This is a genomic window from Haloferax marinum, assembly GCF_009674625.1.
In the GTDB taxonomy this organism is placed as follows: Archaea; Halobacteriota; Halobacteria; order Halobacteriales; family Haloferacaceae; genus Haloferax; species Haloferax marinum.
The window spans coordinates 2,194,107-2,207,706 of the sequence record NZ_WKJQ01000001.1 but is presented as its reverse complement, the minus strand read 5'-3'; the positions used below and the strand labels follow the sequence as shown (position 1 = coordinate 2,207,706).

Sequence of the window (13,600 nt, the reverse complement as noted above, 5' to 3'; positions counted from 1 at the left end):
GCGTTCTGCAAACCCACAGCCGTCGCGTTTTTGCATCCCCATCGCTTAGCGCCGAGCGTGACGGAGTTCGACGCCGCCGAAACCGACGACGTGGTCGTCCGACGGGCCACCCGTGCCGACTTGCTCGACGTCCTCAGAATCGAGCGGACGTGTTTCTCCGAGCCGTGGCCCTACTCTGCGTTCGAACTCTTCGTCGACGAACCCGCCTTCCTCGTGGCCGCCCGTGGAACCGACATCCTCGGCTACGTCGTCGCAGACGTGATGCCGAACCACGGCAACGACATCGGCCACGTCAAAGACCTCGCAGTCCGCCCAGAAGCCCGTGGACTGGGTCTCGGCAGACGACTCCTGCTCCGGGCGTTGACGGCGATGGCAATCGCAGGTGCCGCCGTCGTCAAACTCGAAGTCCGTGTCTCGAACGAGCCTGCACGACAGCTCTACGAGAGCGTCGGATTCGAACCCGCTCGCCGGATTCCACGCTACTACGGCGACGGCGAAGACGCCTTCATCATGGTGGTGGACCTCCACGACTGGCAATCCGGTTAACCCCTCGTTCGCCCTGCCGAGACCGGTTCGCAGAACCCTCTGGACTGCTGTGGGAGTACTTATCACACTCACGCCCGTAATTCGGCTGTGTCACCGTTCAGTACGGTCCTGTGTGTGAGCGACGACGGGAACTTCGTAGACTCGCTCAACTCGTCACTCGGGACCATCTCGGCAGACCTCACGATCCGGCACGTCCGCGATACGGGGTCCGCCCGCGCAGAACTCCTCGCGTCGAGTGACGATATTCGCTGCGTCGTCCTGACAGCACCGGTCCCAGGCGACGACGGCCTCTCGTTCGTTCGAAGCGTCCGCGAAAGCGATTCGACGCTGCCTATCGTCGTCGCCGCCGACGACCAGGAGTTCGTTCGAGATTCCGTGAACGCAGGAGCGACCGATTACTGTATCCGCGAGCTCGACGGCGAAGCGTTCTCGTGGCTCGCGTTTCGTGTCCAGAAAGCCATCGAAGACAGTTACGTCGAACAGTCGAATCGCGCCCGTTTAGAACAGCAGCGCGTCGTCTCTGAACTGGGGACGCGTGCACTGACGACGGCCAATCTCGACGACGTACTCCAACTCGCGGTCGAGCGCGTCAGCGGCGTTCTCGAAGCCGACTCCGTCTCGATTCTCGAACGACTCGACGAACCCGAGACGTTCCGCGTCGCCGCCGGAACCGGGTGGGCGTCGAAACACGTCAACCGGCACGTCACTGCCAGTGAGAACACGCAGGCGGCGCAGTCGTACCAACGGGGTCACTCTATCGTCGTCGACGACTTCGACGACGACGACCGGTTCGACCACTCCAAGGAGTTCGATTCAACGGGGTTCCGAAGCGGAATTAGCACCTCTGTGGGAGGCGATGCAAGTCGATGGGGGGTCATCGGTGCCCAAGCGTTCGAACCCGGTCAGTTCGTCGCAGAAGACGTCCTCTTCCTCGAAAACGTCGCGGCCGTCATCGGCGCGGCGGCCGAGCGCAACCAACTCAAAAACGCACTCTCTGAAGTGTTGGGGCGAATCGACGAAGCGGTCGTCGCGTTCGATACCGACTGGAGTCTCACCTACGTCAACGCAGAGGCAGAACGCCTCCTCCGCGAACCTGCGGGAGACCTGTTCGGCCGCAAGATGTGGGACCTCACGCCCGATTCGGGTGGATTCCGGCAGGAGTTCACAGAAGCGATGCAGACACAGGAGACCAAAGAGTTCGAAGCGTTCTCCGAGAACAGCGAGACGTGGTACAACATCAAGGCGTACCCCTCGGAGACCGGGCTTTCGGTCTACTTCACCGACATCACAGAACGACACGAACGGGAGACAGAAATCGAACAGTACGGCCTGATGCTCAAAGGAGTGGCCGACGCCGTCTACGCACTGGACACGGAAGGACGGTTCACTGCGGTCAACCCGGCGTTCGAGCGACTCACCGGACTCGAACGTGACGCGGTACTCGGGTCGTCAGCGAGTCTCCTCGTCGATAGTCTGGGAGCGACAGACAGCGGCGACGCGTTCGCGGCGACGGGGAGTCAAACCGTCGAGTTCGAGCTCAACGTCTCCGGGGACGAGACGGTCCGCGTCGAGAACCACCGAACACCGCTTGTCATCGGCGACGAAGAAATCGGGTCTGTCGGCGTCCTCCGCGACGTGACGCAACGACACCGGTACGAACGGTTGTTGGCGATACTCCACAAACGGACGCGCGAGATGATGAGCGCCACAGACCGCGAGACCGTCTTTGCCGACGCTGTCGCTGCCTGTGACGAAGTCCTCGGAGACGCGCGAACCGAACTGTTCGTCTTCGACGAGTCCCAGACGGCACTCACGCGAGTCGGTGAAGCAGGGACGGGCCTCGGAGACAAACCAATCGCAAACGGGCTAACCGAAGGCGGCGTCTGGGACGCGTTCGTCTCTGGTGAAGTCTCCGTCGTCGAAATCGCTCCAGACGGTGGTCTCGTCAAGGGTGTCGAGCGAGTCATCGCCGCACCGATTGGTCGGTACGGCGTCCTCGTCACCGGTCACCCAGGGACCGTCGCACCGACCGAGGTGGACGTCAAACTCGTGAACCTGCTCGTCGCCACCGTCGAAGAGTTGCTCGAACGAATCGACGCAGAGTCCGAGTTGCGCGAACGTGACCGCCGCCTCGCAGAGCAGAACGAAGTGCTCACGAGACTCGACGAGGTGAACAAGACCATCCGGAGCATCAACAAGTCGCTCATCCGAGCGCCGACACACAGCGACGCCCTCTCTGCGGTTGGCAAACTGCTCGCCGAGTCCGACCCGTACTCGGTCGTCTGGCACGTCGACCCCGACGAGTTCGACGGTGGGTTCTCCCCGACACCCGGTGAGGTTCACGGCGCTGACCCCGCCTACATCGACAGAATCGGTGAGGTGGCAGGGTCCGAACCGATGTCGTCACTCCTCGAAGCCGCGATTGCGTCGCAATCGATGCAGGTGGTCGAAGACGTTCTCAACGACCCGGCGTGGGCAGACCACCGGGGTGACGCACTCACCTACGGGTTCCGGTCGATTGCGGTCATCCCTGCAGTTGCGGACAACCGGGTCGAAGCGCTGTTCGTGGTCCACGTGGCGAATGCGACTGTGTTGGCGGACGAGGGCGGACTCATCTCCGAGTTAGGTGATACAGTCGGCTACGCGCTCGCGACCACGAAGCGCGCAGGTGCGATGCTGACAGAGCGGAAAACACGGATACAGGTTCAACTCGGTGACGACCGACTCTCACTGGCGCGTCTGGCACGCTCTGTCGACCACAGCGTCGAACTCACCGGCGTCATTCCCAAGTCTGATGGGTCGGTCATCGCGTTCATCATCACCGACGCGGAACCCGACGCCGTCCTCGAGGCTGGGTGCGACGTTGCGACGGGTGCCCGACTGCTCTCGGAAGACGAGTCGGGGAACCTCTTCGAGCTCCGCCTCCCGCGTGAGTCACTGTTCGAGACGCTGTACGCCTCCGAAGGAGTACTCCGCGAACTCCACTCGGTGGGAGACCAAACCACACTCACCGTCGACGTCCCAGAGCGAGTCCGGGTCCGCTCGTTCGTCGATACACTCGATTCGGACTACCCAGGGACGAATCTCCTCTCACGTCGGACACTCACAGACGGGGCAGAGGCTCCGAAGACGTTCCAGTGGAAGATGCGCGACGCGTGGACAGACCGTCAGTACGAGGCGATTCGAGCAGCCTACTTCGCCGGATTCTTCGAGTGGCCCCGACGCAGTACTGCAGAAGCACTCGCGGGGACGTTCGATATCAGTGCGCCGACGTACCAGTACCACCTCCGCGCCGCGGAACGAAAACTCGTCGAGAGCGTCTTCGACTGACCGGGATACCGATTACATCCCAGATATTGTTCTAATACCAACTGCGTCTCAGTAAATCCTCTAGGTACCTAGAGAGGACACTACTCACACTACTAGGCACGTAGCAACGAGTCATATATCACACACCGTTGTTTGTGACCTTGTCGGCAAGACGCCGACGCGAACCGAACCATGGACGAAACTCGCGTGTCTGAGGGCAACACCGTTGGATGGAACACTGGCACGACCAAAGAGGTCGTCGCTCGACACAACTGGGGTGGACGGGACACACTCGCCGTGACTATCGTCACTGCGGTCTCCCAGTTGAAAGCTGTTGACGCAATCGACCTTCCACCATTGTCGGATGTCATCAACCCAGAGGCGCTCGATCGACTCTTCGCTCAGCCGGCCCGGGCAACGGCCGCGGGCGAAGACTCAGAGCGTGGGTCGATGCGCCCACCACACGCTACTGTCCGGTTCAGGTACGCTGCCTGCGATCTGACCGTTTGGGCCGACGGGACGGTCATCGTGAAGTCTGCGTGACGACTTCGAGAGTCAATCTCACCACACCACCACCACCACCACCATCACCACACGAAGCGGAAGTGGCCGCTCGTCGGCAGTTCGCCTCCCCCACCACCATGTGCGAACACCGCGGCCACACCATTCCCCTTCTAGTCGACTGCGACGCATTTTGGTACACTCACGCGCTATCGGAGCGTATGGGATACGCCTGTCCGGTCTGTGACGCACCACAACGTGACGAGACACATCTCGCGAACCACATGGCGCTCCAAGCCATCGTCCACAGCGACGCCCACGAGACGTGGCTCGACGAACACGCACCCGACTGGGACACGATGAACGCCGACGGACTCGGACCGATCCTCGCTGAACTCGCGGTGGAACGCGAATTCGACGAGGTGTTCGAAGATACGGTGGACCGTACACACGGTCACGGCCACGACCACGACCACGAGCAGCACCAGTTCGGTGGACAAAGTGGGTCACAATCGCTCTCTGGTGACGCCGCACGCGTCTTCGAAGAAGCGAGAGACCTCACGCGAGAGATGTACGAAAGCGAGGAGGGCGACACGGACGAATCCGAAGCCAAAGAACCGGCCGACGACGCCGACGAGAAAGAGTCGTAAGCCTAGGCCTCGAATCGGCGGGCGATGGAAACCCACGGGACGATTTCTCCTGCGACGCTCGCCGCGGCCGAAGACGCGTTCGACCGTTTCGGCCCGACGGCGCAAGTAGTCGTCAGAGAGACGGCCAAAGCGATGGAGTTCGACCGCGAGGAGTATCGCGAACGCGTGACTGGTGACGTCGTCGAAACCGTCCGGAACGCGCTGTTTGCCGAGTCGTTGACCGTGACCGTCGGGTCCCGCACCGAGTTCGACACCTGGTGTGAAGACCACCCGGAGTACGAGGTGGTCGAACTGGGCAACCCCGACGTCGAGCGCGTCGCGTGGCATCCGATTCCGTTCGCCGAGACGGTCCTCGCCACCACGTTCCAAAACGAACGCGACGCCGCAATCAGCACCCTCCGCCGCAACGCGTTCGGCCGGGTCTACCGCGACGCGATTCTCGGAGACGAAGACGCGCCGACCGGCGCAGACGCAGGTGACGAGACGACCAGCACAGCCGCAGGTGACGAATCTACTGACGCAGACGGCGGAGGCGACGACTGATGGTCGACGACGGACGAAGACACGAGCGTCTTCCCGACCCAGAGTGGCCAGTCCTCGAAACCGAAATCGAGTACGAGACGGGATGGTTCACCGGTGGGTACGACCTCGTCGAACAACCCGACGGGTCGACGAAGCGGTACTACTGGGCCGAACTCGCGTCGGCAGTCGTCGTCGTCGCCGTCACCGACGACCACGTCGTCTTCGTCGAACAGTACCGGCCGAACATCCGGCAGACGCAACTCGAACTCCCTGCTGGCATCGTCGAGCGTGGTGAGTCGTTCACGGACGCCGCGACACGCGAACTCCGCGAAGAGACAGGCTTCGAGGCGAGTTCGGTGTCACTGCTCGGCGACGTCTGGTGTACGACCGGACTGCTGCGACACCGACGTGGCTTCGTCTTCGCGGAAGGACTGACTCCGGTCGAACGCAAGTTAGACGACAACGAGTTCCTCTCGGTCCGTGCGCTCCCCGTCGAGGAGGCCATCGACCGGGCGGTCGAACCGCCGACGAACGACGCCACCGTCGAAGGAGTTCTTCTCGCGCGCAACGAAGGAGTACTGTAGCCGATGGTCCGTGAAATCACCCCCGCAGAGGTCGAAACACTGCTCGACGACGAGGACCCACCGCTCGTCGTCGACGTGAGTACGGAAGCAGAGTTCACTATCGGACACATCCCCGGCAGCATAAACGTCCCACTGAACGACCTCGTCTCGCACCTCGGTCGAATCAGCGGTGCAGCACACATCGTCACCGTCTGTCCACGCGGAGAAGCGAGTATTCAGGCGGTTCGTCTCCTCTCGTCGTACGAAGGGACCAAAGACGCACGAATCGAGAGTATGGTCGGTGGGATGAACGCGTGGGACGGTCCGGTCGAGAGCGACCTCGAGGAGTAGCTGGTACTGGTACCGCAGTCGCAGAACCTGACGCACAGAACCTGACGCAGTCGCTCACAGAGGGTTTCGTTCCCAAAAAGTACTCGACGCCGGGCTAAGTCAGAGGGCGGTCACGCGACGTTGAACCCCTTTTCGCGGAGGAAATCCTCCACGCGGCCGCGGTGGTTGCCTTGGAGTTCGATGGAATCGTCTTCCACGGTTCCACCACAGGCGAATTTCGACTTGAGGTCCGACGACAGGCTATCCATGTCGACGTCCTTCGGGTCGAATCCCTCGATAACTGTAACCTCTTTTCCGTAGCGGCGCTCGTCGATGCGGATGACTATCTCCTGAGACTCTTTTGCGACGTCCTCACAGACGCAGAGCTCTTGAGGCAGCCCGCACGTCGAGCAGACTTCCGACATTACAGTGTGGGACTACAGGATGGGGATATTAAACAGTATCGGGACTTCGGGACACAGCCGACCCAAGTTGGGGGGGTACTCAGCAGACTCGTCGCTCGGCAGTCGAACTCGAACGGAGAGGCAGAGGCAGAGACAGTCGCAGTTTCGACCTGCGGACGGTCAGTTCACCAGGTGCCGAGAGCGAAGAGGAACGCGACGAGCTCGTTGGCTCGCTTCTCGCTCGCGTTGTCGTCACCGGATGGACTGTCTGAACCGGTGTTGGCACTGTCTGCGCCGTTCGACCCAGAGCGGCCCTCACTCCCGTTTTCGGACTGGTTATCGGACGGCGAGTTGGACCCACCGTTGCGTTCCGATTCGGACGTCTCGTTGTCCGACCGACGGTTCGTCGCTTTCTCCAGTCCTTTTCCGGGGTTCTCACCGGCGAGGTCACGTGCGATTGCCGCGACGTCTGGGCCGGCGAGTTCGTTTGCAGACTCACGAAGCCTGTCGAGTTCGGCCGTCTCGACACCGTTGGCGCGGAGGTCCTCGGCAGGGACGGACGAAGCGGCGTCCGCAGTCCGGTTCAGCATGGACTTCGTGCGCTCGATATTGGCGACGGTCCGCGTCATCTTCACACGGTAGGCACCCTCGGAGAGAGAGCCGTTTTCGCGTGCTGCTTGGAGTTGGTCTCTCTGCTGTTCGAGTTCGGTGAGTCGGTCACGGACGGTTTCGACCTGTCCAGCGACGACTGCCGCCTTGGAGGCGTTCGAGTTCGCCTTTTGGAACCGTGTCTCGAACGTTCGGCGTTCGAGTTCACCGTCGGTCTCGGAGCCCTGAACTCCGATGACGCCGGCGAGTTTCTGACCCGGCGGCGTGGCGTTCGCAGTCGAGTTTGCAGCAGTGTCGTTATCTGCGGCGGGAACGTGGCCATCGCCGTCTACGAAGGCCGGGGCGACCGGGCTAGTTGGAGAGGCAAGTGCGAGCGGTGCGCCGAACGTCGCCAGGAGGACGGTCGCGACGACGGCGAGCACGGCAATTCGTCGACTCATTACGTACCTCTACTGCCTATGTTCGGATATAAACGGGCGGTCGTCCCCGCGAATCAACTCGATTCAACGGCAGTTCTCTCCCTCGAACGAATGCGCCGCAGTCTGCCGATTACGACCCATTGAACGACGTAAACGGTCGTAAGATATTTATACGTCTTCGGACTCGTCGTCTTCTTCCGGGAGACGGAGGACGTTCTCACGGCCGAGTCGGAAGCCTTCGATGACACCTTCGTCGCGCATGCCACGGACCACCTTGCTCGTCTTCGCGTCGGTCCAGTCGAGCGCACCGGCGACCTCTTGCTGTTTGATTCGGCCGCCGCGAGACTCGATGAGACGCAGGACGCGCTCTTCGTTGCTGAGGAGTTCGGGTGGCACGTCTTCGGCAGCCTCGTCGTCGTCGGTCTCAGTCTCTGTCGTGTCTTCGTCCGGGGACGGTTCAGCGACTTCAGTACCGGATTCGACGTCTTCCGGAGTCGTCTCGACAGCGCTTCCCGTCGATTCGGAGACGACCTCGTAGCCGTCGTCTTCGTCGCCGATGACGCCGCGCGACCGGAGGTAGAAGACACCGCCGACGAGCATGACCGCTAAGACGGCGAGTACTGCGAGCGCAGTCGTCGTGGGGAACGGGTCGTCGCCGGACGACGGCGTGTCGCCGGCGTCGTCTGTGGTCGCAGTTGCCGCGGTTCCGCCACCGCCCGCGCCGACTTCGACGACGACGCGAGGTTCACCCGAGACGAACTCCGTCTCGGACCCACGCCAGATGACGGTGTTCTCACGCGTCTCGTCGGCGGTGGGTTCGACGGTCACGGTCCCGTACTCCTCGGGCCACGAGAGGATGAGCCGGGAGTTCGAATCGAGGAAGAAGCCCTCGATTGCGTCGCCGACGACGAGTCTGTCGCCGTCGACGGCCGCGAAGTTCGACCACTCGAACGAGTAGGTGACGACGCCGAAACTATCCGGCAGTGAGCGTGACTCGGCCGAGACAGAGACGTTCGTCGCTGCCATCTCGCGGCCAGTGGAGTTCTCGGCGGCCGACACCGTATCGGCGATTCTGCTCTCGAACGCCGACGTGTAGTCGTCTGGGTTCGCTCGAACGTCGTCGCGAAGCGATTGGAATGCCTCGGTCGTGTTTTCGTCGTCGAGTCGGGTCCAATACTGAATCTCCCACCGGGCGGAGCCATCGGACTCGACGTCGACGACGATGCGAGTGCTATCCGGTTCGACACCCTGTTGAACGAGTGGGTCGACGCCGGGACCGGCGGCAGACCCATCTTGTGCGGCCGCGGCTGGAGTGACCACGGCAAGCACACACAGCAGGATGCATAGTAGTGCGGGGACGGCGTCTCTCGTCGCCATTGGTCACTTGTGTGAGCGCACACTGAAAAAGTAAAGCGGTTCAGTCCGACCAGCGTCTGACGACCGGAAGGCGTGACCTGACCGCCCGGTCGGCGACGGCCATCACTTCGTCGGCGTCCGCACGAGTGACGCCGTGGCCGTACTGCGCGCGTTCGTAGATGCCGGCGACGCGGCGAGTGCGCTCGTCGACCCCGACACGAGAGAGTGCGTCGAGATAGTGGCGGACCGTCTCACCGGGCCGTCGCGGTCGGTACTCCCGTTCGAGGACGAGTTCGAGACGGTCGTACGCGCGGCGCACGTCGTGTCTCGGGTCGTCTGTCGGTCGTTGATAGAACGCGACGGTCGCCCATCGAAGTTGTGCCGGCAGTTTCGTCCGGCGAACGCCTGCGGCAACGCCGACGACGGCTGCGAGGCCGACGAAGAGCGTCTCGCGTGACGGTAACTCCGGCACGAGTCCCCCACCTCCGGTAGATTCGTTCACTGCTGACGGCGCGTTACCGAGTCGTTCCGCAATCCCCGGTCCGAGACCGGTTTGTGGCGTCACGTTCGTCTCAGTTTGCGTCTCGTTCGGTTCCGGTTCTTCCTCTGCAGTCGAGGAGGGTGTCTCTGTCTCGTTGGCGGCCGCCGCAGCAGCGTCCGCCGTCTCGTTGGTGTCGACGCCCCCTTGACCGTCGTCTCGGGCGTCTGCGAGCGTCGACGACTCGGCCTCCTGTCGTGGGCCTGCAGGGGTTGGGTCGAACCGGACCCAGCCAGTGTCTTCGAAGTACACTTCGACCCACGCGTGCGAGTCGAGTCCGCGGACGACGTATCGGTCGTCGCCGACGGGTTCGCCAGTCGTGTATCCGGTGACGAACCGTGCGGGGACGCCCTCGGACCGCAAGAGGACGACCATCGTCGAAGCGTAGTAGGTACAGTAGCCCGCGTCCATCTCGAAGAGGAACGACTCGGCGATGTCACCCTCCGGCCGCGACACCTGCAGTGAGTACTCCTTGTTCGCTTCCAGCCAGTTCTCGATAGCGACTGCCTTGTCGTACGGCGTCTCCGCGTCTGCGGTTATCTCTGCGGCCCGCTCACGGACGCGGTCGGAAGTGCTGTCTGGCAGTGCGAGATATCGTTCGCGGACGTCGGCCGGGTAGTCGGTCCCCGTCCGACGGAGCGACGCGGGGGTGTACTGTGGGACGGCACTCACCACGGTGAAGTTCTCGCCCGTCTCGATGGTCCGCGAGGGCCTGATGTTCCCCTGTTGTGTCACGAGCGTCTCGTTTGCGACATCGCCGCTGACGGCGACTGGCCGCCACGCGCTGGGCATGGCGTCGAGGGGCGTCGCCGGCGTCACCGTCTGCCTGACGACTCGTGCCGGGCCTTCCGGTTCGGCCAACCGCCCACCCGTGTACGGGTCTTCGTCTCCGGTCCGGACCCATCCCGACCCGGTGTAGCGGTCGAACGAGGCAGTTTGCCAGTACGACGGCGACGTGCTCTCGATTTCGAATCGCACCTCCGGGGAGAGACTGATACTCCCGACGATGGAGATGCGGTCGGTCGCGCTCACGAGACTGGCCTCGACAGTCGGTTGTTCGGCGACACCACTACTCGGGATGATGGGCGACCCACCAGCGCCAGGAAGCACCGTGACCGTCGCAGAGAGGACGACCATCGTCGCGAGGACGACCGTCAAGACGTCCAGTTGCCCACCGTCACGGCCGAATCGACCGATACTGTCGAACCCAATCGCCGCCATCCCCGCGCCGACGCCGACGAGCGTGAGTGGGCCGTCGGCGTCGCCCGTGAGGACGAACAGTCCGAGACCGACCCCGGCGACGGCGACGGCAGGTGCGATACGACCCCGAACGGCGAGATACCACGCGAGGAACGTCGGCGCGGGCGTCACCGCGAGTGCCCACACGTCCGCCGAGAGGAGGCGGAGCGCCGAGAGACCGCTGAGAAGCGCCACCGAGTCACTGAGGAGTCGCTCGGGAGAGAGCAACGCGAGTTGACTCGTCGGAAGCGAGAAGAAGTACGCCGCGAACCCACCGCCGAGGAGCGCCACGGTGAGCACGAGTGCGACACGTGGCCGGAGCGTCACGCCGACGAGAGTGGCGAGAACGAGCGCGCCGCCCGCGACGAGGAGGAACTGGTCGCGCCGGCCGACGATGTCGGTCACGTCGTAGAGGACCGAGAGGAACGCGCCGAGGAGGACGAGCGTCGCGGCCATCGCCAACAGATTCGCCGGGACGCCGGCGACGGTGTGGCGAGCGTCGGTGTCCGCGGCCGCCGAACCGCGCCGCACAGACTCGGTGCTCATCGACCCACCCCGCGTTTGCGCCCAGTGGGCCGTCCGAGAACGTTCTCGTCGACGTACTGCGCGGTGGTATCCGCCAGGTCGTCAGGCGAGTCCGGTTTCGAGGCCGACTTTGCACGGAGTCGCTCGAACGTCGTCTCGCGTCCGGCGAGCGTGACGTAGGTCTGTCCAGCATCGCCACGGACGACGACTTCGGCGTCCGAGTCGGGTACTGCGCCGGATTCGAGTCGCGACAGATGAGCGAGGACGCGCCGTCGTTCTTCGGGCCCCGCGTCGGTGACACCGACCGGCGACGTGAGATGGACCGGGATGCCGGCGTCGAGGAGCGAACACGAGAGCGTCGCCGCGGCCTCTGCGACGTCGTCTTCGCGGCCGTCGACGCTGCCGACCGAGACGCTGACGGCGTCGGCGTTAGTGCGGTTCGTGTACGACTTCACCACGAGGTCACCCGACTTCGCGCTCGACTTCCAGTGGATGTCGCGGAGGGGGTCGCCGGCCGTATACTCGCGCAGGCGGTCGAACTCGCCTCGGTGGGTCGTCGTTCGGTGGTCCGAGAGACTCGAAAGGTCGCGGTTTGCGGTGGTCGAAAGCGACCCAATCTGTGGAAAGACGAGCACCTCTGTCCTCCCGCCGGCAGTGAACGTCCGAGAGAAGAGTCCGAACAGGTCGTGGGCGACGATGGTCACGGGGCCGATAGTCGCCGGACCGCGAGTGCGATACGTCACGTCGTACGAGAGCGACCCGTCGCCGACGACTGCGTCGACCGTCGAGTCGCCGTCGAGGCCATCCGCGAGCGCGTCGGAGACGGTCGCGGGAAACGGTCGGTCGGCCTCGATAGTGACAGAGACGGTGTGAGTCTCGTCTGGGAATCCGTCCTCCGGAGGGTCACGAACTGCTCGCGGCGGTGAGACACGCCAGACCTGTACCGCACCCACGACCAACGCGACGGCTACGGGGACGACCACCGCGTTGAGTGCGCGAGGGCCGAACGCCACGGCGTTGGCGACGCCGACGAGGACGACGACGACCCCGACCCATCCGCGACCCGTGAGTCTCATTCGACCGGGACGTATTCCAGCGCTCGTTCGACGATATCTTTCCCGGTGTCGCCGGTCGTCGTCCGGATGCGGTGTGCCCAGACGCTTCGAATCTCGCGTTGGACGTCGTCCGGGACGACGTAGTCACGAGCGTCGAGTGCGGCACGGGCCTGTGCGGCGCGCACGAGCGCGATAGAGCCGCGAGGGCTCACACCGAGGTGCGCCCGTTGCCGGGTGTCGGCCGCGAGTCGAGAGACGTATCGCCGAACGGGTTCGTTCACCGCAACGGCGAGGATGACCTCACGAGCGTCGCGGACGTCGGCGGAGGTCGCGACTGGTTCGAGCGACTCTATCGGATGGTGGCCGGAGACACGACCGAGGAGTTCGGTCTCCTGTGATTCGTTCGGATAGCCCAGATGAATCTTCTTCATGAAGCGGTCGAGTTCGGCCAACGGCAGGTCGTAGGTTCGGTCGGGTTCGACGTCGTTCTGGGTCGCGATGACGGTGAATGGGTCGGGAACCTGTCGTGTGACTCCATCGACGGTCACCTGCAGTTCTTCCATCACTTCGAGGAGCGCGGCCTGTGTCTTCGGCGGCGCACGATTGATTTCGTCACCGAGCACGACGTTGCCGAACACCGGTCCCTTGCGGAATTCGAACTCCGACGTCTGCTGGTTGAAGATGTTGACGCCGGTGACGTCCGACGGGAGGAGGTCGGGAGTAAATTGGATTCGTTCGAACGACCCTTCGATGGAGGTGGCGATTGCCCGTGCGAGCATCGTCTTTCCGACACCCGGAACGTCCTCTAAGAGGAGGTGGCCACGGGCGAACAGCGTCACGATGATGTCCTCTATCGCGTCGTGGTGGCCGACGATGACCTTCTCGACGTTGTCAGAGATTCGTGTGGCGAGGTCCGATACCGCTTCGACCGAGAGCGCGTGGTCGATGTCGGTGTCTGCATGTACATCAGTCATTGATATTCCGGAATCTCCCGTCTGCCGTACGACTTCGGCCTGACGGGTCTCTGTCGTGTA

13 protein-coding genes are annotated in these 13,600 nt (G+C 63.4%); 7 read left to right on the top strand and 6 right to left on the bottom strand.

Going from position 1 to position 13,600, the window contains the following annotated elements; translation table 11 throughout:
* The first annotated feature begins 57 nt into the window (after nucleotides 1-57).
* From rimI to GJR99_RS11160, 7 genes are all read left to right on the top strand, one after another.
* A complete protein-coding gene (rimI, locus tag GJR99_RS11190) occupies nucleotides 58-546 on the top strand; it encodes a ribosomal protein S18-alanine N-acetyltransferase (RefSeq protein ID WP_151112169.1) in 489 nt (162 codons plus the stop codon).
* A 114-nt stretch (nucleotides 547-660) separates the two neighbouring features.
* Complete coding sequence (locus tag GJR99_RS11185) at nucleotides 661-3,876, top strand: bacterio-opsin activator domain-containing protein (protein WP_151113939.1); 3,216 nt, start codon at nucleotides 661-663, stop codon at nucleotides 3,874-3,876.
* Nucleotides 3,877-4,047: 171 nt separating this feature from the next.
* Entirely contained in the window at nucleotides 4,048-4,398 is a 351-nt protein-coding gene (locus tag GJR99_RS11180) for a HalOD1 output domain-containing protein (RefSeq protein ID WP_151112167.1), read from the top strand.
* Nucleotides 4,399-4,577: 179 nt separating this feature from the next.
* Complete coding sequence (locus GJR99_RS11175; RefSeq protein WP_151112165.1) at nucleotides 4,578-5,006, top strand: DUF5810 domain-containing protein; 429 nt, start codon at nucleotides 4,578-4,580, stop codon at nucleotides 5,004-5,006.
* A 24-nt stretch (nucleotides 5,007-5,030) separates the two neighbouring features.
* Nucleotides 5,031-5,549, top strand: a complete 519-nt coding sequence (locus tag GJR99_RS11170) for a DUF5809 family protein (RefSeq protein WP_151112163.1) — start codon at nucleotides 5,031-5,033, stop codon at nucleotides 5,547-5,549.
* Complete coding sequence (locus tag GJR99_RS11165; RefSeq protein ID WP_151112161.1) at nucleotides 5,549-6,112, top strand: NUDIX hydrolase; 564 nt, start codon at nucleotides 5,549-5,551, stop codon at nucleotides 6,110-6,112. The genes GJR99_RS11170 and GJR99_RS11165 overlap by 1 nt, the downstream gene beginning before the upstream one ends.
* 3 nt (nucleotides 6,113-6,115) lie before the next feature.
* A complete protein-coding gene (locus GJR99_RS11160) occupies nucleotides 6,116-6,442 on the top strand; it encodes a rhodanese-like domain-containing protein (RefSeq protein ID WP_151112159.1) in 327 nt (108 codons plus the stop codon).
* A 110-nt stretch (nucleotides 6,443-6,552) separates the two neighbouring features.
* On the opposite strand, the gene yciH is transcribed toward GJR99_RS11160, so the two are convergent.
* The 6 genes from yciH to GJR99_RS11130 form a co-directional block, all read right to left on the bottom strand.
* Nucleotides 6,553-6,846, bottom strand: coding sequence for a stress response translation initiation inhibitor YciH (yciH, locus tag GJR99_RS11155; protein ID WP_058570988.1), 294 nt, complete (start codon nucleotides 6,844-6,846; stop codon nucleotides 6,553-6,555).
* 164 nt (nucleotides 6,847-7,010) lie between these two features.
* Entirely contained in the window at nucleotides 7,011-7,874 is an 864-nt protein-coding gene (locus GJR99_RS11150) for a hypothetical protein (RefSeq protein ID WP_191967114.1), read from the bottom strand.
* A 147-nt stretch (nucleotides 7,875-8,021) separates the two neighbouring features.
* The gene (locus GJR99_RS11145) at nucleotides 8,022-9,230 is read right to left on the bottom strand and encodes a DUF7345 domain-containing protein (protein ID WP_151112157.1); all 1,209 of its coding nucleotides are present in this window, start codon (nucleotides 9,228-9,230) and stop codon (nucleotides 8,022-8,024) included.
* 40 nt (nucleotides 9,231-9,270) lie between these two features.
* Nucleotides 9,271-11,532, bottom strand: coding sequence for a transglutaminase TgpA family protein (locus GJR99_RS11140; RefSeq protein WP_151112155.1), 2,262 nt, complete (start codon nucleotides 11,530-11,532; stop codon nucleotides 9,271-9,273).
* Nucleotides 11,529-12,587, bottom strand: a complete 1,059-nt coding sequence (locus GJR99_RS11135) for a DUF58 domain-containing protein (protein ID WP_151112152.1) — start codon at nucleotides 12,585-12,587, stop codon at nucleotides 11,529-11,531. Before GJR99_RS11135 ends, GJR99_RS11140 begins: the two co-directional genes overlap by 4 nt.
* Complete coding sequence (locus tag GJR99_RS11130) at nucleotides 12,584-13,540, bottom strand: AAA family ATPase (RefSeq protein WP_151112150.1); 957 nt, start codon at nucleotides 13,538-13,540, stop codon at nucleotides 12,584-12,586. Before GJR99_RS11130 ends, GJR99_RS11135 begins: the two co-directional genes overlap by 4 nt.
* Between the last annotated feature and the right edge of the window lie 60 nt (nucleotides 13,541-13,600).